We start from the raw sequence: 20870 nt of genomic DNA on the forward strand, positions 1-20870 counted from the left end.
TTTGATACCAGGATCGACATTGAAACGGCAGAAACAAAAAAGACGCTTTAACGGTTACGTTAAAGCGTCTTTTATTATTTCGTCTGTAAGCGCTTTAGAAAACACTCACATAGAAACGCTGCGTTCTAAGCGTCGATAAATGCGTTTAATGTAGCACTTGGGCGCATCAATGCTGAAACTAGTGCATCATCAAATAGGTAGTAACCACCTAAATCGCCAGCAACACCTTGTGCGTTATTTAGCTCAGCTACAATTGCTTCTTCGCTTTCAGCTAGCTGGCTTGCCACTGCAGCAAATTCAGCTGCAAGGTCAGCATCAGCAGTTTGCTCTGCAAGTGCTTTAGCCCAGTATGCCGCTAGGTAGTAGTGGCTACCACGGTTATCAAGCTCACCTACTCGACGTGATGGTGACTTGTTGTTATCTAGGAATTCACCTGTCGCTTTATCCAGCGCATCAGCAAGAACTTGAGCCTTAGCGTTACCTGTAACCACACTTAGGTGCTCTAGAGATGCAGCTAGTGCCAAGAACTCACCAAGAGAATCCCAACGCAAGTGGTTTTCTTTCTCTACTTGCTGAACGTGCTTAGGAGCAGAACCGCCAGCGCCTGTTTCAAATAGACCACCACCGTTCATTAGTGGAACGATTGATAGCATTTTAGCCGACGTACCAAGCTCTAGGATTGGGAACAGGTCAGTTAGGTAATCACGCAGTACGTTACCAGTTACCGAAATCGTATCTAGACCTTCTTTAATACGAACTAGAGAGAACTTGGTCGCTTCCAGTGGAGAAAGAATCTTCAGCTCTAGACCATCTGTATCATGTTCAGGTAGGTAAGCATTCACTTTCTTAATAAGCTCTGCATCGTGTGCGCGAGACTCATCTAGCCAAAATACCGCAGGAGTATCTGAAGCACGAGCACGTGTTACAGCAAGCTTAACCCAATCTTGGATTGGCGCATCTTTCACCTGACACATACGGAAGATGTCGCCTTCTTCTACATCTTGCTCAAGAAGCACAGAACCTGAAGCATCAACGACTTGAACCTGACCAGCAGCTTCTAGAATGAATGTCTTATCATGAGAACCGTACTCTTCTGCTTTTTGAGCCATTAGACCTACGTTTGGTACGCTACCCATAGTTGTTGGGTCGAAAGCACCGTTCTCTTTACAGAAATCAATTACCGCTTGGTAGATGCTCGCGTAGCTACGATCTGGGATCATTGCTTTGGTATCTTTTTGCTTACCTTCTGGATCCCACATTTGGCCAGAAGAACGCAGCATTGCCGGCATAGATGCGTCAACGATGATGTCACTCGGTACGTGTAGGTTGGTAATACCACGGTCTGAATCTACCATCGCAAGTGGTGGCTGAGTTTCGTATACCGCTTGTAAGTCAGCTTCGATTGCCGATTTTTGATCTTGAGGCAGTGACGCGATCTTCGCGTATACATCACCGATGCCGTTATTAACATCGACACCTAGCTCTTCGAAAAGCTGACCGTGCTTAGCAAAAACGTCTTTGTAGTAAACCTTAACCGCATGACCAAAGATCACAGGATCAGAGACTTTCATCATGGTTGCTTTCATGTGTAGAGAAAGCAGCACACCTTGCTCTTTCGCTGACGCGATTTCTTTTTCAAAAAATGCGACTAGAGCAGCTTTGTTCATTACTGATGAATCGATGATTTCTTTATCTTGCAGTGCAAATGCTGGCTTCAATGTTTTCTTAGCGCCATCTTTACCTACAAACTCGATACTTACTTCAGTCGCACCATCGATTGTTGTCGATTTTTCGCTGCCGAAGAAGTCTTTGTCTTCCATGCTTGCAACATGAGACTTAGAATCTGCTGACCATGCACCCATTGAGTGTGGGTTTTTCTTTGCGTAGTTTTTAACTGAAAGTGGTGCGCGGCGATCTGAGTTACCTTCACGCAATACTGGGTTTACTGCACTACCCTTGATCTTATCGTAAGTCGCTTTTACTGCTTTCTCTTCGTCAGTGTTTGCTTCTTCTGGGTAGTTTGGAAGCGCGTAGCCTTTTGATTGTAGCTCTTTAATTGTTGCTTGTAGTTGAGGTACAGACGCAGAGATGTTTGGAAGCTTGATGATGTTCGCTTCTGGTGTCTTAGCCAATTCACCTAGTTCTGCTAATGCATCACCAATACGTTGCTCTTCGTTCAAGTAGTCAGGGAAGTTGGCAATAATGCGCCCTGCAAGTGAAATGTCGCGAGTATCAACGTCAATACCTGAAGAAGCTGTAAAAGATTGAATGATTGGCAGCAGAGAGTATGTTGCTAATGCCGGAGCTTCGTCTGTAATGGTATAGATGATAGTTGGTTTTTCAGTAGGCATGAAATTTCCCTATAGTTCTTACAAGCTCACATGAATAGTGAGAATGTTATAAATTGACCAGTAAGCGACTCTGAGAGTGAAAACTGCTTACTCGATAGTCGTACTCTATCTTATTTTTCATGCAATCTAATGACAGCATGAACCAAATCCGTGAGTGCGTTGTTATAATAAAACACGTTGGTATAATTAAACAAATCAGGCTCAAGAGTCCATAAACTTGTTCTATTTTGTGTCTTTTAGGCGCGCAAATGATAGCTCAATTCCGTTTCAGTGAAAACTTTTCAGCACACTTCGTTTACATTTTTGCAAGGTAGTTAACATGTCTACTCGCTCACGCAGCGCATCTCGTTCAGACAAACCCGCTCGTTCTGGCGCCACATTAAAACAAAGTGGCAACAGACAAGGCCGAAACAATGATAGAAATAACACTGGCAATTCGCACAAGAAATCGCACTCAAGTAAACACAGATATAAAGCGAAACCGGCGAACACAAAACCTAAAATTGCACTCGAAGATCGCAAAGTCATTTTGTTCAACAAACCATTCGATACTTTAAGTCAGTTTACTGATGGCGAAGGTAGAAAGACGCTCGCCGACTTTATTCCAGTAAGAGACGTTTATGCTGCAGGACGACTTGATCGTGATAGCGAAGGGTTAATGGTTTTAACTAATGACGGTATATTTCAAGCCAAGCTAACTCAACCAAACTCAAAATCACCAAAGACTTACTGGGTGCAGGTTGAAGGCGCACCTTCTGAGGAAGATTTAGATAAATTGAGAAAAGGCGTTGAACTAAAAGATGGTATGACGCTACCTGCTAAGGTGGAGTTAATGGCAGAGCCAGAGGTATGGGACAGAAATCCACCGGTAAGATTCAGAGCTGCAATACCAACGACCTGGTTAGCGATTACTATCATCGAAGGACGTAACCGTCAGGTCAGACGAATGACAGCAAACATCGGTTTCCCTACCCTACGCCTTATCCGTTATTCAATGGGCAACATGAATGTGGGGCAGCTGCAGCCTGGAGAATGGAAAGAAATCTAGTCAGCATAGTAGAAATGAAAAAGCGAGGCACCTGTCTTAGACAAGAACACCTCGCTTTAACAAATTTTAGGTCTTACTTCTGGTCAATTAACCATTTTTGGAATGCTTTACGCTCTTCTTCATTTGCTCTTGAATACCATAGCTTAAGTTGAAGCGTATTTTCAGACTCTTGCACAGTACTGTCGGCAGCGACCGTCGCTCCAACTACTGCACCAGTTTGTACTGCTGCTAGTTCTTCTTTCAACGAACGAATCTTTCCTGAATCAAAAACTAAGCCTCTTTCTTGATTATAATCTTTTACCAACTGAGGGATATCGCTGTAAGGCAGTGCACCTTGAGATGGAGGCAAAACTTCTTGCACGACTTCTGCATCATCACCGTTTATAGAGATACTGAATATAGGAAGTTCTCTGTCTACATTTTTTTCGATTTTAGCGTACTTTCTACTTAGAAGATCAATATCAACATCAGCATTTTTGGGAACATTAACTACCATAATGTAAGGAACTGTACTGATAAACTCGCGTTTGCCTTTATCGCTCAAATACCCTGTGTAATCTAAAACGAGTTGGTTTTCACCTGAGGTGAATACAGCGTCTTCCACACTTTCAACAACCTCACCGTTCAAAGTATTTAGCGAAATACCAGAAGCCAAATCAAGAGCAGCCGTTGCGTATGGTGCAGAGAATAGGCAGACAAAACTCAAATACCACTTGTTCATGTACGATTCCTTAATCAATAAATGTAAAAAAGCCAGCTAATAGCTGGCTTTTGTATAGCATAGTTAACTACAGATTAGAATGTGTAGTAAACACCAGCGATAACGCCGTCAGCATCTAGAGTTTGTGATGCGTATTCGAAATCAGCAGTTTGGTATTCAGCTAGGAATAGGATGTTGTCACGGAATGCGTAATCAACACCAACAACTAGGTTAGTAGAGTCGATATCAGAGATCTTAGAAGTACCCGCTGCTGTAGCGATTTCGTCAGTTGTTGCTACAGAGTATGTAGTGTATAGACGAACAGCGTCGATTTGGTAAGCAGCTGCGATACCCATAGTTTCACCGTTGCCGTAAGAATCAGCAGCGATGTCAGATAGGTCCCAGTAACCGTAACCTTGGTTGCCTTCAAATTGTGCGTATGTAACAGCTAGGTATAGGCCACCAAACTCAGCAGAAGCAGAAGCACCAGCAAGAGAGTAATCTACGTCTTTAGCAGCGTCACCAGTGATGTAAGAAGCACCGATAGAGAAGTTGCTGAACGCGTAATCTGCAGAGATACCGTAAGTGTTGTCAACGTCTTCAGTAGAATCAGTGTTAACGTCAGCTACGATTGTGAAACCTTCAACGAATTGACCTTTGAATACAGCGCCGTGGCCAGAAGACTCGCGGTGGTGACCACCAGTAGAGCCCATGTAGTTACCTTCGTTTGTGATATCGTCTTTCTGGATAGCGTCAGCAGATTCTGCTAGGTCGCCAGTTTCACCGAAAGCCATACCCCAAGTGTCAGTTTTAAAACCAGCTAGAACGTCATCGAACTTAGCGTTGCTGCCGTCAGTTTCGATTTCGAAAGATGCGAATGCTGTGAACTGATCGTTAAGCTTCTGCTCAGCGTCAAGTTGGATTTTAGCCCAAGTAGAAACGTCAGCTTCGTTCTTAGTTGTTTCAGTTAGGTTTTTGTCTACTTCAGATTGAGATAGGTAGATATCTACCTCGCCTTTTAGGCCAACTTTAGTATCGTCGTTAGAGTAAATTTCTGCTGCGTTTACAGAAGTTGCTGTAGCTGCGATAGCTAGCGCTAATAGAGTCTTTTTCATAATAAATCCACTGCCTTTTCTAAGAATGGGAGATCCTTGCCCGGTTCCCTTTTATTTTTATGACTGGTCATCACCACTCTTTGTTGGTTAATCACCGTCACTAAATTTCGAGGTCTAGATTGCAAAAGATTATCCTGCGTGTCAAATAAACTAAAAACAAACCTAAAAAAAACACAAAACATTCAAAATCAAACACTTACATTTTTTTTCATCATTTTACGAGCAGCTTATCCTTAGTTTTATCAGCAAATATAATAATCCAAAAAATGTAACAAACAGAATTTAAACCCTAAAGACGCCCACAAAACAACCCAAATGCAGAATTTAACACCCACAAGCCAGTCTTTTTTAATATTTATATTTCGCAAGATAAATAAAATCATTAAGTTCCTGATGGTTCAGTTTTTTTTTGTGAACGAGATCTACCTTTGATTCAAAAGCAAGCTATTTTGCGGTAAATGTACCGGCTAGTGATATGTGCTACTATCCTCGCTCCGTTACGTAGGTCACAGTATGCTAACTACTAAAATTCAAAATTCTATTCGCACCAGTTATCAAAACCTCCAAGAACAGTTGGATAACTTTGTACCTAGGCGTGCTCAAAATTACCTTGTCGCAGAGATTGCGAAGACACTTTGTGGTCAATACCACAAAAGCAATCGTATGATTGTTGCTGAAGCGGGAACCGGGATTGGCAAATCATTGGCGTATTTAATGGCAACGATTCCCGTTGCCGTTTTAAACAACCGAAAGATTGTCATTTCAACCGCAACGGTTGCTTTACAAGAGCAGCTGGTAAACAAAGATCTCCCTCTATATAGAAGACTTACTGACAGGGAGTTCTCTTTTATATTGGCGAAAGGTCGACAGCGTTACTGCTGTGCGGAAAAGTTGGCAGCCGCTTGTGGGGTTGATGGCGGTCAGATGGCAATGTTTGAATCCAAGCCAAAACAGAAAGATATTGAACAACTGCAAACCATGTATCGCAGCCTTGCTCAAGGCAAATGGGATGGTGACCGAGATTCATGGCCAAAGCCTATCGATAACATGATTTGGCAGATGATTGTCAGTGATAAGCATAGTTGTAACAACAGCATGCCAACTCACAGAGACTGTCCTTTCCAAAAAGCACGCTCAGAACTAGATAAAGCAGACGTTATCATCGCTAATCACAGTTTAGTGATGGCTGATGCAGATCTAGGTGGCGGTGTAATACTGCCAGAACCGGAAAATAGCATCTATATCTTCGATGAAGCACACCACTTACCACACGTAGCCCGAGATCACTCTTCTGCGGCCGCAAGTTTAAAAGGTGCCGCTTCATGGTTAGAGCGTTTAAACCAATCGATAACCAAACTTTCAGGCTTGGCGGACGAAAAGCGAGTGAGTCGATTCAGAAATGAATTGCAGGATTCTGTACAACAGCTGATACCAACTCTGACGCAGCTCAGTAAGCAGTTCGATGCTACTCATTTTGAAGATGGGCTTTACCGCTTTGAGCATGGTGACTTGCCAGAATGGTTAGAGAACGAATCTAAAGACCTCAAACAACTTTCTCAGAAAGCGAGCCAGGCAGTCGCTAAAATTGCGGACCTGATTGCAGAACGAGTCAAAGATGGAGAGCTTTCTGCAAAACTCGCGGAGCCAGCGCTCGCGGAAATCGGCTTTTATATACAGAGAACCGAGAACCTAGCGCAAGTTTGGCGCCTGATGGCTGAACCAAAACGTGAAAAAGGTGCGCCTTTAGCGCGCTGGTTAGAGCTTAATAAAGAGAGTGAAGGCGATTTTGTTGTCAATGTTTCTCCGCTTGAGGTTGGCTGGCAACTTGACCAGCAAATCTGGAGCCGCTGTGTTGGTGCAGTGCTCGTTTCTGCAACAATGAGAGCACTCAACTCCTTCAGTTTTTTCTGCCATCAAGCCGGTATCAGTCAAAAAGAAGAAGATGGCGTGCAGTTTCTTGCCCTGGCGTCACCGTTTGATTATCAGAATCAAGCGGAGTTAATCGTGCCTGCCATGAAATACGAGCCACAAGCACCTCAATTTACCGAATATCTTATTGAAATTCTGCCTAAGGTAATAGAAGACAACAAAGCCAATCTCGTTCTATTCTCTTCTTACTGGCAAATGAATAAAGTTGCAGAGGCTTTGGCAACAGATTTCGTTAAAAAGTCATGGGCATTGCAGGTACAAGGTGATACTTCACGCGCTGAAATTCTAAAAAAACATAAAAAGCTAATAGACCAAGGAAAAACCAGCGTGCTTTTTGGAACTGGTAGCTTTTCGGAAGGTCTGGATTTACCGGGTGAGCTTCTTGAAAACCTAGTTATTACCAAGATTCCTTTTGGTGTTCCTACGTCACCTGTAGAACAAGCGCATTCAGAATATATTGAATCGCGTGGCGGTAATCCTTTTATGCAGATTACTGTTCCAGAAGCGAGTAAAAAGCTTATTCAATCTGTAGGGCGACTACTGCGTAAAGAGAGAGATTCTGGTAAAGTCACGATCCTTGATCGACGCATAGTCACGAAGCGATATGGCAAGTCCCTACTCGATTCGCTACCGCCTTTTAAAAGAACAATAAAATACTAATTTTTCTGCCTTTGGGTAGTTCTGGGTCAGTCATCTCTTGGCCCCTGCATTCACAATCAAACACGAATAGCCCATCAACTATTCGTGTGGCTGTTCTGACGGCCAATAACGAGAACAACAGCTATTTATGGAAATGATTGAACCAACCATGTTGGTTATACTTGCGCTGGTTGCATTTGCAGCGGGCTTTATTGATGCTGTCGCCGGTGGTGGGGGCATGTTAACGGTCCCTGCATTGTTATCCCTTGGCCTACCGCCACACATCGCACTTGGTACAAATAAGCTTGCAGCCACGTTCGCTTCTTCAACAGCAGCTTTTACTTATTATCGTAAAAAGTTGTTTAAGCCAGAATGTTGGATAAATGCATTTATAGCGACCTTGATCGGTGCAACCATAGGTACCCTAACAGTCGATGCCATTAGCACTCAATGGTTAGAGAAAGTCCTACCGCTGATCATTCTGGCAGCAGCGATCTACACCATTTTCCATAAGACACCGAACGCCAATCACAACGTGTCACCGAAACCTTGTCCGGTACTGAAGAAGAAACAAAAGTACCAAGGCTTCATTCTTGGCTTTTATGATGGCGTTGCTGGCCCGGGAACGGGTGCTTTTTGGACGGTGAGCTCTATGGCTCTGTACCGCCTAAATATCTTGCTTGCTTCTGGCCTATCGAAAGCAATGAACTTCACCAGCAACTTCACGTCTTTGGTGACCTTCGCGATTCTTGGTCATATTGACTGGGTATTGGGTTTAACCATGGGTGTTTGCTTAATGGCTGGTGCATTTGTAGGTGCACATTCGGCAATTCGATTTGGTGCTACGTTTATACGACCAGTCTTTGTTACGGTTGTCAGTATACTTGCGATAAAACTGGCTTACGAAGCTTGGTTTGTAAATCTATAGCCACCAGATTACAGGAAGTAAAATGAGTCAATTTTCACAAATCAAAAGTGTCATTGATACCTTACTCGGTCACTGTTCACAGGTTGATAGGTCCAGAGGGTCCTATCATCAGGCGCTTTTCGACAAAGCGTTGTTTAAATGTGGCGCCTCGACTCTACTCCCTTACGCACTCGAAACCCAAGCGACCTACCACACCATTATTCGCGAACAGAACACTAACCAACTTTCGGCATCGAGAGCAAACTACTTAACCGAGAAGTTAACTAACCAGATAGCAGCTCTGCAACGCGAGCTAGCCAATCACGATTTGCGCTTAGACAGAAAAAGTAAATCAGGGAAAACCTTGAACGATTTGTATAGTGACTTGGCTCAGCACCAAGACTGGCAAAGACGTTTGGTTGATTTGGTTAAACGACGCAAGTTAGCGCTGGACTCCGCACCTGGTCAAAGCAAAGCACAAGCAGAAAACGCTTGGATGTTAGCGAAAGAGCGTTTAGAGCGCTGTGAAGACTCGATGAAGAACATCGAAAGACTGATTAACATAGAGAACCCAAAGCGAAATGAGCACTGATAACCCATCATCACCATTGGACGACGCACCTGAAGAAGTTAAGTTAGCTGTCGACTTGATCTACCTACTCGAAAGTAACGAGATCGACCCAAAGGTTGCGTTAGAGGCAATTAAGATTGTCCAACAAGATTTACAAGCCAAACTAGCATCTAGCATCTAGCATCTAGCATCTAGCATCAAAACATACAGGATTCACATGTACCAACTTAGCTTTTCTATGCCCGAGTTTCTTGAAAATTACTGGCATAAGAAACCAACCATCTTAAAAGGTGGCTTCCAAAACTTCGTCGACCCAATTTCGCCGGAAGAACTTGCTGGTTTATCGATGGAAGAAGAAGTGGATTCTCGCTTTGTTTCTAACCTCAACAACCAATGGACAGCAGAGCACGGCCCATTCGCCGAAGAAAAATTTGGCGAATTAGCAGAAACTCACTGGCAATTGATCGTTCAAGCAGCCAACCATTGGCATCAAGGTGCCAATGAGCTAACGAAAGCGTTCCAACAATTACCAAACTGGTTGTTCGATGACCTGATGATTTGCTACTCAGCACCTGAAGGTGGTGTTGGACCGCATATTGATCAATATGACGTATTCATCATTCAAGGCCAAGGTAAGCGTCAATGGAAAGTTGGCGCAAAAGATGTCGGTCAATATAAAGAGACCGTCCAAGCTTCTGCTCTTCGTCAAATCGAAGGCTTTGAGCCAATCATTGATGAAACCCTAGAACCAGGCGATATCCTTTATATCCCGCCAGGCTTCCCACACGAAGGCAATACGCTAGAGCCATCAATGAGCTACTCCATTGGCTACCGCTCTCCTAAAGAGCAAGAGCTAATCAGTAACTTTGCCGACTTTGTACTTGCTCATGATATGGGTGATGTTCACTTGCATGATCCTGAGTTCAAAATGCAAGATGGTTACGGCAAGATTCGTTGGTCAGATTTGAGTAACCTAACTGATATGCTCAAATCAGCCCTTGAACAACCAGAAACGGTTAGCGACTTCATGGGTTGCTTACTGAGCCAATCTCGCCACCAGCTTGATATCGTTACGCCAGAGCCACTATGGACTCAAGAAGAGGTTGCCCAACACCTAGAGTCAGAAGGTGAAATCCACCGAGTATCAGGCTTAAAAGCGCTCTACCACGAAAATGAAGGCAACACCGCTTATATTAATGGTGAAGTGGTCAAGGTTGATGAAGCGGATTCTACGTTACTCAACATACTTTGCGATGAGACCGTGATTAATTCGGCTACTGCCCTATCACCTTCGGGCGTAACTGTCGTGACTGAATTGGTGAACAAAGGCTATTGGTTCATCGAAGAGTAAGCAGCGTCAGACGCTAGTTATTAACCTACTTTTCAAGAAACAACTAAAAAAGGGACAAATGAAATATTCATTTGTCCCTTTTTCTATCCAATAATTGTTTAAGGTTTAGACCTTGAACTGATTAACCAATTTCTGTTGCTGCTGAGATAGCTGATCAATTTCATTACCGACTTTTTCAGAAGCTGCCGCTTGTTCCAAGATCTTCGCACTCAAGTCGCGAATATTAACCACACTCTGATTCACTTCACCGGAAACCGATTGTTGCTCTTCTGCTGCTCTTACGATCTGATTGTTCATGTCACTGATCGCCTCAATTGAAGTAAAGATCGAGCCAAGATCCTCCACTGCATTTTGAACATGCAGCGCTGTATCGTTGGCAAGAATATTACCCTCTTGGATCGCCTCAACAACATCTTGTGTACCAGCATGAACCTTATCGATCACCGCTCTGATCTCACCAACGGATGATTGTGTGCGACTTGCTAGGTTTCTCACCTCGTCTGCAACGACCGCAAAACCACGACCTTGCTCACCGGCACGAGCCGCCTCAATCGCCGCATTCAATGCTAACAAGTTAGTCTGTTCGGAGATCCCCTCGATAACACTTAAGATCTCGGTGATATTACCGTTGTTCTTCGCTAGCTCTTCAACAATAGGCACGGCGCTCGACATGCGTTCCACCAGCTTCCTCATTTCACCGGCGGAAAGCTCGATAACTTGCTGCCCTTGCTGAGCTGAACGATTTGCCTCACAAGCTGCGTCTACCGCAACTTCTGCATTTTGTACCACTAAGCCCGCAGTTTGAGTCATCTCTTCTGCTGCTGTCGCGACTAGATCCACTTCTTTAAATTGAGACTCGCTGCTTTCACGAGTACTTGATGCTGATGCTTTCGCTTGGCTGGTAGTATTTGCCACTTGTTCTGTGGTGTGAATGACTTCTTTGATTGTGTGTTGCAGCTTATCTAGGAACAGGTTAAATCCTTTTGACAACTGACCGATTTCATCTTGAGACTTCACTTCCAAGCGCTGCGTCAAATCACCTTCACCTGAAGCGATGTCATTCAACCTTTCCACAACCTGACGAATCGGCTTCACAATAGACAACGAGGCAAACGCGATAATGGCTAAGCCAAAGATAATAAACACTGTACCGGCGATCACTTCTGTTTTGATGCCTTCACTTAGCTTAGTGCTAATGATGGAATCCAATTTATTTGCATCAGCGACGACACTGTCTCTTGGAATTTCAAACAACACACCCCACGTTTGGTTAGCAGCAACAACAGGTGCAAACGCAAGTAACCACTCACCGTTCTCACTCCACTGTGTTGTTACTTCACCGCCGAAGATAAAGTCGGTCATTAAGTCACTGTTGGTATTATCACTTTGGAAATTCGAACCAACTGCAATACTTGAATCGTCAGAAGCGATAACTGAGCCGTCTAGGCTAACCACGTAAGCTTTACCTGCACCGTTAAACAAACTCTGGTCAGATTGAGTAATCACACTGGTTAAGCCATCGAGTCTCAAATCGATACCAAGAAAACCAATCGCAACATCGTCGACTAAAATTGGAACTGAAATAGAGGACGTCAGTAATGCTGTACCGCCGCTGTTCACCACTCGTGGGGTGCTGATACAGGTTTGCCCTGAAGATAGTGGACAGTAAAAACGTTCGCTATTGCTGTTGTCATTCAATGTTGATTCCGAAAGTACATTCGACAGAACATTCTCACCATTATCCGCTACTTTCCAGTAAGGAGCGAAACGTCCTTTCTCATTAGAACCTACATAATCGGCATCGACATAGTTCGCATCTTCACTATCGAGTAAGTCAGGCTTGAATACGAGATAAGCACCTTGAATTGAATCGAAGTTTAAAACTGAACGACGCACCATTTCGTCTAATGCTGTACGAAGCTCTTCACTCGGAGTAAAGTTTTCATCTGCATTGTTCTTTAGAAACTGAGCACTGGCCGCAAGCATCTCTGCGCGATAAATCGCTTCGTCAACATAGCGTTGAGTTTCTTGGGCATTAAGCTGAGAAACAGACGCCAACAACTGCTGAGTTTTATTGATCACTGATTCTGAACTTTGAGATTTGATGACTTGTTGATTGCTCGTCGCGTTATAGATCGAGAAACCAATAAGAGACAGTGACGTAATGATTAAACAACAACCCGCTAATAGAGTTATTTTCCACTGTACCGATAGAGAACGCATTTAATATCCTTATTTAAGCCAAAAGACTTCCATAACCATAACTATCACATCGACAACGAATGGCTGTACACAATGTAGATAAGTTAGACGAATAGCTTAGCGGATGATTACATCACAAATTGCTAACATATAAAACGAAAGTTCACGCAAATATTAACATTTCATGCTTTTTGTCTATCGCTTCTGTGACTGAGAGAGCTATTAACTTCCGATACTTAGCTTCATCTTTGTCGTTTTAAAAATATGACGTATGACTTGCGTCCTTTCTCAAGGCGATAAGAACACTTTGCAGCTCCCCTACCGGAATTGAAAAATGCCTTTTCATCTCGCTGCGCTATAAAAGCAAGCTTGTTATTATGCTATTGAATCTTTTTTGATAACGACGGAGATAGATGATGAACGCGAGCTGGGCCAATTTCTTTCCATACTTTGCAGGGGCTTTTAAGCTGATTGTATTGACTATCGGTGGCTACCTAGCGATCAAGTGGCACTTTGATGAAGACAAGAGGTTAAGAGAACAAGAGGGCGAAGTATTTAACACACTAAGTTTGAAGAAAAAGTTAGTGACTGCACTTGTACTAACAATTGTTGTGACCTGTTTAATAACGCTTGTCGTGTACGCGACAGACTGGCTACTCTATTAATCTTAGGTATTGATACAAAGATATCTGTCGTTTCATAAACCTGCTATACGATTTAGATTATTGAGCGCACCACCACCTCCGGTAATCAAAACCTTGTTCAATCACTCATAATATTTCAATAGCTTCCTCCTGCAACACTTACTCGTTTCACATAGATTAAGGATTAGTTTTTCTAATCCATACCATAGATTTTTATCTTGATCGACTTCACACTTTTTGATTGCTAATTCGGCAATCAAACTCTAATATCTCGCGCCTAGATTCCCTGATCGCTTTATTTAATTGGCTCTCCCTAATGGAGCGCTAAGGCTTTTTACGTTTTTAATTTTTGGAGAGATACGCAAATGTCCGCCTCGTTTCCATTAGCGAAACTTACCTTTTTAATCGCTATTCTGACAGCCGTAGGTCAAATGACTCAAACGATGTACGTGCCTTCTATCGGTCATATGGCAGGTGAGTTCTTGGTTTCTGCGTCTTCACTTCAAGCAGTGATGGCGTGTTACCTGATCCCTTATGGTTTGTCGCAATTTGTTTACGGTCCGCTTTCAGATCGCCTCGGTCGTAAACCAATCATCGTCGCAGGCTTAGTTATCTATATCCTAGGTACTTTGGTAGGCTTATTTGCTCATGAATACGAATGGTTCTTGGTGGGTAGCTTTATTCAAGGCTTGGGCATTGGTTGTGGCGGTGCAATGTCTCGTACATTGACTCGCGATTGTTTTGAGGGCGCTGAGTTACACCGTGCAAACAGCTTAATCAGCATGTGTGTGATCTTCTCCCCATTAATGGCACCTGTATTGGGCGGTTACCTAACAGAAGCTTTTGGCTGGCGTTCTAGCTACTTGTTTCTAGCACTGTTTGGTATCGCTGTAGTGATCACCATGATGACCAGCATGATGGAAACATTGCCAAAAGAGCGACGCAAAAATGAATCAGTCGTCAACAGCTACAAGTTTGTTCTGTCTGACAAACGCTTCCAAGGCTTCTTGCTGGTACTAGTGGCAACATTTGCGGGCGTAGCAGTGTTTGAGGCAGCAGCTGGCGTATTGCTTGGCGGTGTACTTGGCTTGCCGGCAACCACCGTGAGTTTGCTATTTGTGTTACCGATTCCGGGTTACCTAGTGGGTGCAGGTCTATCGAGTTACATCGCGCAACGTCGCTCTGAGCGCCGAGCACTGAATGTTGGTCTAGTATCGATCTTAGTTGGCTCAGCTGTGGTGCTTATCCCGGGTCTGTTTGGTCAAACAACCGCATTAACTTTGATTGGCGGTGCAACCATTTACTTCTTGGGCGCTGGTATCTTATTTCCAGCCGCGACAACGGGAGCACTTTCGCCATTCCCATATCACGCAGGTACGGGCGGCGCGATCTTAGGTGGTATGCAGAACCTAGGTGCCGGTATTGCAACACTGTTGGCATCGTTCTTCCCAGCTCAAGATCAGCTGCCACTGGGTTGCTTGATGATTACCATGTCACTTATCGCTATGCTTGGTTTACGTTGGGTTAATCGTAAGCCTGACCACTCAAACGAAATGCCATTGGCTATCTAGAGTAAAACGCAACTCCTACCTTACAAATAGAGGGACATGCTGAAAGGCGTGTCCCTTTTTTATTACCCGTTTACCCTTGCATGATGTCTACCACTAATTTCATCAAACATTACTTTGATTTTTTAAAAACAATAACAGACACTTACGATGAAAGTGCATATCCAGAATCCAATTATAAATAATATCACTGGAAGGAAACTAACCACTAAAGGATGCTGGCAATAAAACGAGTAAGGTGCACACTAAGGATATATAGATGCGTTTCGCTTTAACCACATTAGCCGTATCGGTCGCGCTTGTCGCCGGATGCAGCAATCAAGGAACAACAACCATGAACCACTACTCTCCATCGCAACTCATCGCTCAACAAACCCAAGCTCCCGTTGCTAAGAAAGTCCCTCATTCAATGACGACTCATGGTGACACGCGAATTGATGATTACTATTGGATGCGTGATGATGAACGCCAAGATCCGGAGATCTTGCAGCACCTCGAGCAAGAGAACCAGTATGCCGAGACTGTTCTGAAACATACAGAAGCATCTCAAGAACAATTATTTGAAGAGATCAAAGGCCGAATCGCGAAAGACGACAATTCGGTACCAGTTCGTAAAGGTAGCTATTACTACTCAAATAAAGTCACAGGTGACAACGAATACCCAGTTCATTTGCGCGAAAAACACTTTTTAGGAATAGACAAACAAGTCATCTTAGACGTTAACGAACTCGCCAAAGAACATGAATTCTTCAGCATTGGTGGTCTATCTGTCAGCCCGAACGAAAATATGTTGGCCTATGGCGAAGATACTCTGAGCCGCCGTATTTACACCATTAAGATTAAAGACCTGACAACAGGTGAATACCTAAACGATGAAATTGAAGGTGCTTCGAGCGCTATCGCATGGCAAAACGACAACCAAGCCTTCTACTACATCAAGAAAGATCCACAAACTTTACTCGGCTATCAAGTTTACCGCCACGTATTAGGTACACCTCAAACAAACGATGAGCTGGTCTACGAAGAAGCTGACAGCGCTTACTACACCAGCATCAGTAAGAGTAAAGATGGCGAGCAGGTATACATTTGGCACTCGAGCACTGAAACCAGTGGTGTTTCAATTATTGATGCCAACAACCCAAATGCAAAAGCAGAAGCCTTCTACCCAAGAGAAACGGGTATTGAGTACAGCATCGCCAAGCTAGAGGATTGGTATTACATCTACACCAACTACCAAGCGGTCAACTTTCGTTTGATGAAAACAACGGCTGAAAATATGCATGATCGTTCAAAATGGGTCGATGTCATTCCAGCTGACGACAATGTACAGCTTGTCGATTTTGAGCTATTTAATGATCATCTGGTTTACGAGCAGCGTTCAAATGGCTTGTCTACAGTGAAGGTTCGTCAACTCTCTACAGGCAAAGAATTTCCACTTGAGTTCAACGACACCGCTTTTGCTGCCTACCTAACAAGTAACTATGAATTAGATAACTCTAAAGTTCGAGTCTATTACAGCAGCCTAACGACTCCTGGCACTTACTATGATTTCGACCTTAATACAGGTGAATCAGAGATCATGAAACAAACGCCGGTATTAGGTGATTTCGATGCTGATAATTACCAATCAGAGCGAATCATGATCACGGCTCGCGATGGTAAGCAAGTACCAGTCTCTTTGGTTTATCGCAAAGATCTATTCAAGAAAGACGGTACTAACCCTCTCTACCAATATGCCTACGGATCTTATGGGCACACAATCGAACCAACTTTTAGCTCAGCTCGTCTTAGCCTACTTGATCGCGGATTCGTTTATGCTATCGCGCATATTCGAGGTTCAGAGATGTTGGGGCGCCCTTGGTATGAAGATGGCAAAAAGCTGACTAAACAAAACACGTTCAATGACTTCATCGATGTCACAAAAGGCCTAGTTGAAGAAGGTTATGGCGCGAAAGATAAAGTGTTCGCAGTGGGCGGTTCGGCTGGCGGTCTATTGATGGGCGCAATCATCAATCAAGCACCTGAGTTATATCGAGGCATTGGCGCTCATGTTCCATTTGTTGACGTGGTAACGACCATGCTTGATGAATCAATTCCTCTTACAACCAACGAATACGACGAATGGGGTAACCCTAACAATAAAACCTACTACGATTACATGTTGAGTTACTCGCCATACGACAACGTGAAGGCTCAAAACTACCCGAATATGTTGGTGACAACAGGTCTACATGATTCGCAAGTACAGTACTTTGAACCTATGAAGTGGGTAGCCAAACTGCGTGAGATGAAAACTGACAACAATGTACTTGTGTTCAAAACCGACATGGAAGCAGGTCACGGTGGTGCATCAGGGCGATTTAAACGATTAAAAGAAGACGCACTGGAATACGCGTTCTTTTTAGATTTACTCAAGATTCAATAGATTCAATAGATTCAATACAAGTATTCACGCCATTTTATGTCGCCATTTTGTCTCTACAAATGGCGACATACATTATTAAGCATGGTTAAATACGATTAACTATGAAACTCACCAAATCAAATAGTCTTTGCTGCACTATAGGCAAAGGTTTACGAGAGGTATAAAAATAAATGAAAGTAATTAGCTTCAACATCAATGGCCTAAGAGCTCGCCTTCATCAACTGCAAGCGGTTATCGACAAACACCAACCTGACGTAATTGGTTTACAAGAGATCAAAGTGCACGACGAGGCCTTCCCAATTGCTGATGTTGAAGCAATGGGCTACCAAGTCTACTTCCACGGCCAAAAAGCACATTACGGTGTTGCTATGCTGTGTAAGCAGGAGCCTATCTCTGTGCAGAAAGGTTTCCCAACAGACAATGAAGACCATCAAAAACGTATGATCATGGCGACGTTTGAAGATGAAAATGGCGAAAAGGTTACTGTGCTAAATGGCTACTTCCCTCAAGGGGACAACATCAAGCATGAAACCAAATACCCATACAAGCGTGAGTTCTACAAAGACTTGATGACCTACCTGAACGACTATCACAACAAAGATGAGCAGATCATCGTGATGGGTGACATCAATATCAGCCCTATCGATGCAGACATCGGTATCGGCGAGCCAAATGCAAAACGTTGGTTGAAAACGGGCAAGTGTTCATTCCAGCCTGAAGAGCGTGAATGGCTAAAAACATTGATGGATTGGGGCTTCGTAGATACCTTCCGCCAACTGCACCCAGAAGTCACTGATCAATACTCATGGTTTGATTACCGCTCTAAAGGCTTTGTTGATAACCGAGGGCTGCGTATCGATGTCGTCCTAGCAACTCAGAAACTTGCTGATAAGTGTACGGAAGCAGGCATCGACTACGAACTGCGCGGTATAGAAAAACCATCAGATCACGCGCCAATTTGGTCGACGTTTAAATAACAAGTTAAACAGTCTCTCCTAATAAAAACGGCGCTCAATGAGCGCCGTTTTGTTAACTATACAGAATGCTATTAACTAAGTGGTCTTAAGTAAGCTAGGAAACGTTTCTCTGCGAATTTGAAAATCGCGATGATGATAAACGTTAGTGCCATATAGAACAGACCTGCGGTTAGGAAGGATTCAAATGGAGCGTAGTAACGTGAGTTAACCAAACGCGCTGCCCCTGTTAAATCCATGATAGTTACGATACCAGCAACGGCTGAACCGTGAAGCATGAAGATAACTTCGTTACTGTAAGCCGGCAGTGCACGACGTAAAGCACTTGGTAAAATGATACGACGGTAAGTCTTCGGTGTACTCATGCCGTATGCTTTTGCCGCTTCCACCTCACCTTTCGGTAAGCCGTTAATTGCACCACGGATAATCTCAGCCGTGTAAGCAGAAGTATTCAGGATGAATGCCACCAACGCACAGAACCATGCGTTTTCCCATAGTGTGTCTTTCACTGGGAAGAACTGATCCATGCCGTAATAAATCAAATAAAGCTGTACCAGTAATGGTGTGCCACGGAAGAAATAGATAAACGACCACGCAGGAGCATTAATCAACATATTGTGACTGTTACGAGCGATAGCTAATGGTATGGCAACAAACAAGCCAATAATCAAAGCGACGCACACCATCCAAGCTGTTGTCCATAGACCACCAAGGTAAATCGGCAGGCTTTCAATTATCAATGAAAAGTCCATAACTACCTCGCGTGGATGCTGAATTTACGTTCAACAAGTTTAAGTAAACCTGTCGATACACTGGTGAAGAACAAGAAGATAAGTGCCACCGTCATGTAGAAAGTAAACGGCATTTTGGTTGAACCGGCCGCTAATGCGCTAACACGCACCATGTCTTCTAGGCCGATAATGGAAACCAAAGCTGTGGTTTTAAGTAAAACCAACCAGTTGTTACCAAAACCAGGTAGTGCATGACGAATCATCTGCGGAAGCAGTATGCGGTGAAACGCCTTTACAGGGCTCATACCGTAAGCTTTTGCCGCTTCCATTTCACCGGCATCCACAGCCATGATCGCACCACGAAATGTTTCTGCCATGTAAGCACCAAAGATGAAGCCTATGGTCAAGACACCCGCAACAAATGGGCTAACATCAATATAATCAGGTAAGTAAGAAGTCCACTCATGGTTAGGATCACTGGATGTGAACCACTCATTGAGCCACTCATTGATGGAATACAAACTGTTGTTTAAAAGGATTTGTCCACCAAAGAAAATCAGCATCATCAACACGAGATCTGGAATGCCTCGAATGACGGTTGTGTAGAGGGTTGCAATAGCACGAGCCCAGCGATAAGGCGCAAGCTTTGCTAAGGCACCTAGCATACCAAGAACCATAGCTAAAATTAGCGACAGCAAGGCAACTTCGATTGTCAGCACCGCCCCTTTCAGGATCGACGCTTCATATCCTTGTAAATCAAACATAATGAATTCCAACAGAACTGCGAAAAAGTTGGTAAGACAGGGAGAGGGTTGCCTCTCCCTTAAGAATTGACGCTAGAGATTACTGACCGTATACGTCGTAGTTGAAGTACTTAGCCGCGATATCTTGGTAGATGCCTTTTTCACGTAGAGAAAGGATTGCCGCATCTAGCTTCTTAGTTAGGTCTTTGTCTTGCTTACGTAGAGCAATACCAAAACCTTCACCGAACCATTTAGGATCTGTTAGTGATGGACCAACAAACTCGTACGCTTCACCGCCCGCTTTGTTCAGAACACCTTCTTCTAGAGCAGAAGCATCGCCAAGTACAGCTGCAACACGACCATTTGCTAGATCAAGATAAGCTTCATCGAAAGAACCGTAACGAACGATTTCAACCGTGTCGCCGTAGTTGTCTGTTAGGTATTTATCGTGAGTTGTTGCACGTTGAACGGCAATTTTTTGACCGCTTAAATCATCGAAGTTAAGACCTGCGCCTTTCTTAGCGATGAACTTGTTTGGGATAAGTGCATATTTACCAGTGAAGTCGATTTTCTTCTTACGTTCTTCAGTAATAGACATTGCCGCGATGATCGCATCATATTTACGAGCAAGTAGAGAAGGAATAATGCCATCCCAATCTTGTGCAACGATCTTACACTGCACCTGCATTTCAGTACAAAGCGCGTTAGCCATGTCCACGTCGAAGCCTTTCAGTGAACCATCTGCTTCTGTCCAGCTAAATGGAGGGTAAGCACCTTCAATACCAAAGCGTACTGTTTTCCATTCTTTCGCTTGAGCTACGCCTGTTGCCGCAGTTGCAGCAAGTGCCGCGACTAATAACCACTTTTTCATATCCCTACTCCTGTGATTTAGGTTTTTATGTTTTGCTAGTTTTAATATTGTGTTTGTTGTTGCTTATTAACTTATTTGTTGTGTTTTATTGTTCACACCGT

The 20870-nt window shown here is 43.6% G+C and carries 17 protein-coding genes; 10 read left to right on the forward strand and 7 right to left on the reverse strand.

Features of this window, described 5'->3' with window-relative positions:
* Window positions 1-125 precede the first annotated feature (125 nt).
* Window positions 126-2351, reverse strand: a complete 2226-nt coding sequence (locus OH460_RS18135; RefSeq protein ID WP_105057385.1) for an NADP-dependent isocitrate dehydrogenase — start codon at window positions 2349-2351, stop codon at window positions 126-128.
* 319 nt (window positions 2352-2670) lie between these two features.
* Here OH460_RS18135 and OH460_RS18140 point away from each other — a divergent pair, with 319 nt between their 5' ends.
* A complete protein-coding gene (locus OH460_RS18140; protein WP_269999057.1) occupies window positions 2671-3399 on the forward strand; it encodes a pseudouridine synthase in 729 nt (242 codons plus the stop codon).
* A gap of 73 nt (window positions 3400-3472) precedes the next feature.
* Here OH460_RS18140 and OH460_RS18145 read toward each other — a convergent pair whose 3' ends face one another.
* Window positions 3473-4120 (reverse strand): DUF2057 family protein, encoded by a 648-nt coding sequence (locus OH460_RS18145; protein ID WP_269999058.1) that lies wholly within the window; start codon window positions 4118-4120, stop codon window positions 3473-3475.
* Window positions 4121-4194: 74 nt separating this feature from the next.
* A complete protein-coding gene (locus OH460_RS18150; RefSeq protein WP_269999059.1) occupies window positions 4195-5214 on the reverse strand; it encodes a porin in 1020 nt (339 codons plus the stop codon).
* A 513-nt stretch (window positions 5215-5727) separates the two neighbouring features.
* Between OH460_RS18150 and dinG the strand changes: the two genes are divergently transcribed.
* From dinG to OH460_RS18175, 5 genes are all read left to right on the forward strand, one after another.
* Window positions 5728-7803: an ATP-dependent DNA helicase DinG gene (gene dinG / locus OH460_RS18155; protein WP_269999060.1), complete on the forward strand. Its 2076-nt coding sequence runs from the start codon at window positions 5728-5730 to the stop codon at window positions 7801-7803.
* A 127-nt stretch (window positions 7804-7930) separates the two neighbouring features.
* Complete coding sequence (locus OH460_RS18160) at window positions 7931-8710, forward strand: sulfite exporter TauE/SafE family protein (protein ID WP_004737423.1); 780 nt, start codon at window positions 7931-7933, stop codon at window positions 8708-8710.
* 22 nt (window positions 8711-8732) lie between these two features.
* Complete coding sequence (locus OH460_RS18165; RefSeq protein WP_269999061.1) at window positions 8733-9281, forward strand: primosomal replication protein; 549 nt, start codon at window positions 8733-8735, stop codon at window positions 9279-9281.
* On the forward strand, window positions 9271-9441 hold the full coding sequence (rsmS, locus tag OH460_RS18170; RefSeq protein WP_008220121.1) for a pleiotropic regulatory protein RsmS: 171 nt from the start codon (window positions 9271-9273) through the stop codon (window positions 9439-9441). Before OH460_RS18165 ends, rsmS begins: the two co-directional genes overlap by 11 nt.
* 36 nt (window positions 9442-9477) lie before the next feature.
* On the forward strand, window positions 9478-10611 hold the full coding sequence (locus tag OH460_RS18175) for a ribosomal protein uL16 3-hydroxylase (protein WP_269999062.1): 1134 nt from the start codon (window positions 9478-9480) through the stop codon (window positions 10609-10611).
* A gap of 105 nt (window positions 10612-10716) precedes the next feature.
* Here OH460_RS18175 and OH460_RS18180 read toward each other — a convergent pair whose 3' ends face one another.
* Window positions 10717-12834: a methyl-accepting chemotaxis protein gene (locus OH460_RS18180; RefSeq protein WP_269999063.1), complete on the reverse strand. Its 2118-nt coding sequence runs from the start codon at window positions 12832-12834 to the stop codon at window positions 10717-10719.
* A 395-nt stretch (window positions 12835-13229) separates the two neighbouring features.
* Between OH460_RS18180 and OH460_RS18185 the strand changes: the two genes are divergently transcribed.
* From OH460_RS18185 to xthA, 4 genes are all read left to right on the forward strand, one after another.
* Window positions 13230-13478, forward strand: coding sequence for a hypothetical protein (locus tag OH460_RS18185; RefSeq protein WP_269999068.1), 249 nt, complete (start codon window positions 13230-13232; stop codon window positions 13476-13478).
* A gap of 344 nt (window positions 13479-13822) precedes the next feature.
* On the forward strand, window positions 13823-15028 hold the full coding sequence (emrD, locus tag OH460_RS18190; RefSeq protein ID WP_269999064.1) for a multidrug efflux MFS transporter EmrD: 1206 nt from the start codon (window positions 13823-13825) through the stop codon (window positions 15026-15028).
* 331 nt (window positions 15029-15359) lie between these two features.
* The gene (locus OH460_RS18195; RefSeq protein WP_269999069.1) at window positions 15360-17450 is read left to right on the forward strand and encodes a S9 family peptidase; all 2091 of its coding nucleotides are present in this window, start codon (window positions 15360-15362) and stop codon (window positions 17448-17450) included.
* Window positions 17451-17620: 170 nt separating this feature from the next.
* Complete coding sequence (xthA, locus tag OH460_RS18200) at window positions 17621-18427, forward strand: exodeoxyribonuclease III (protein WP_269999065.1); 807 nt, start codon at window positions 17621-17623, stop codon at window positions 18425-18427.
* Between the two features lie 71 nt (window positions 18428-18498).
* Here the strand turns inward: xthA and OH460_RS18205 are convergent, their stop codons facing one another.
* The 3 genes from OH460_RS18205 to OH460_RS18215 all read right to left on the reverse strand — a co-directional run bounded on the left by OH460_RS18205 (window position 18499) and on the right by OH460_RS18215 (window position 20769).
* Window positions 18499-19176, reverse strand: coding sequence for an ABC transporter permease (locus tag OH460_RS18205; protein WP_102426428.1), 678 nt, complete (start codon window positions 19174-19176; stop codon window positions 18499-18501).
* A 2-nt stretch (window positions 19177-19178) separates the two neighbouring features.
* A complete protein-coding gene (locus OH460_RS18210; RefSeq protein ID WP_008220137.1) occupies window positions 19179-19919 on the reverse strand; it encodes an ABC transporter permease in 741 nt (246 codons plus the stop codon).
* A 79-nt stretch (window positions 19920-19998) separates the two neighbouring features.
* Window positions 19999-20769, reverse strand: a complete 771-nt coding sequence (locus OH460_RS18215; protein ID WP_004737411.1) for an ABC transporter substrate-binding protein — start codon at window positions 20767-20769, stop codon at window positions 19999-20001.
* Window positions 20770-20870: the final 101 nt, after the last annotated feature.

The organism is Vibrio sp. Makdt (genome assembly GCF_027587015.1).
GTDB classification, from domain to species: domain Bacteria; phylum Pseudomonadota; class Gammaproteobacteria; order Enterobacterales; family Vibrionaceae; genus Vibrio; species Vibrio chagasii_B.

What these genes read in the sequence shown, in the direction of transcription:
- emrD (WP_269999064.1), top strand. Translation starts at nt 13,823, where the DNA reads ATGTCCGCCTCGTTTCCATTAGCGAAACTTACCTTTTTAATCGCTATT.
- OH460_RS18180 (WP_269999063.1), bottom strand. Translation starts at nt 12,834, where the DNA reads ATGCGTTCTCTATCGGTACAGTGGAAAATAACTCTATTAGCGGGTTGT.
- OH460_RS18165 (WP_269999061.1), top strand. Translation starts at nt 8,733, where the DNA reads ATGAGTCAATTTTCACAAATCAAAAGTGTCATTGATACCTTACTCGGT.
- OH460_RS18160 (WP_004737423.1), top strand. Translation starts at nt 7,931, where the DNA reads ATGGAAATGATTGAACCAACCATGTTGGTTATACTTGCGCTGGTTGCA.
- rsmS (WP_008220121.1), top strand. Translation starts at nt 9,271, where the DNA reads ATGAGCACTGATAACCCATCATCACCATTGGACGACGCACCTGAAGAA.
- OH460_RS18145 (WP_269999058.1), bottom strand. Translation starts at nt 4,120, where the DNA reads ATGAACAAGTGGTATTTGAGTTTTGTCTGCCTATTCTCTGCACCATAC.
- OH460_RS18175 (WP_269999062.1), top strand. Translation starts at nt 9,478, where the DNA reads ATGTACCAACTTAGCTTTTCTATGCCCGAGTTTCTTGAAAATTACTGG.
- OH460_RS18210 (WP_008220137.1), bottom strand. Translation starts at nt 19,919, where the DNA reads ATGTTTGATTTACAAGGATATGAAGCGTCGATCCTGAAAGGGGCGGTG.
- xthA (WP_269999065.1), top strand. Translation starts at nt 17,621, where the DNA reads ATGAAAGTAATTAGCTTCAACATCAATGGCCTAAGAGCTCGCCTTCAT.
- dinG (WP_269999060.1), top strand. Translation starts at nt 5,728, where the DNA reads ATGCTAACTACTAAAATTCAAAATTCTATTCGCACCAGTTATCAAAAC.
- OH460_RS18140 (WP_269999057.1), top strand. Translation starts at nt 2,671, where the DNA reads ATGTCTACTCGCTCACGCAGCGCATCTCGTTCAGACAAACCCGCTCGT.
- OH460_RS18150 (WP_269999059.1), bottom strand. Translation starts at nt 5,214, where the DNA reads ATGAAAAAGACTCTATTAGCGCTAGCTATCGCAGCTACAGCAACTTCT.
- OH460_RS18205 (WP_102426428.1), bottom strand. Translation starts at nt 19,176, where the DNA reads ATGGACTTTTCATTGATAATTGAAAGCCTGCCGATTTACCTTGGTGGT.
- OH460_RS18135 (WP_105057385.1), bottom strand. Translation starts at nt 2,351, where the DNA reads ATGCCTACTGAAAAACCAACTATCATCTATACCATTACAGACGAAGCT.
- OH460_RS18215 (WP_004737411.1), bottom strand. Translation starts at nt 20,769, where the DNA reads ATGAAAAAGTGGTTATTAGTCGCGGCACTTGCTGCAACTGCGGCAACA.
- OH460_RS18185 (WP_269999068.1), top strand. Translation starts at nt 13,230, where the DNA reads ATGAACGCGAGCTGGGCCAATTTCTTTCCATACTTTGCAGGGGCTTTT.
- OH460_RS18195 (WP_269999069.1), top strand. Translation starts at nt 15,360, where the DNA reads ATGAACCACTACTCTCCATCGCAACTCATCGCTCAACAAACCCAAGCT.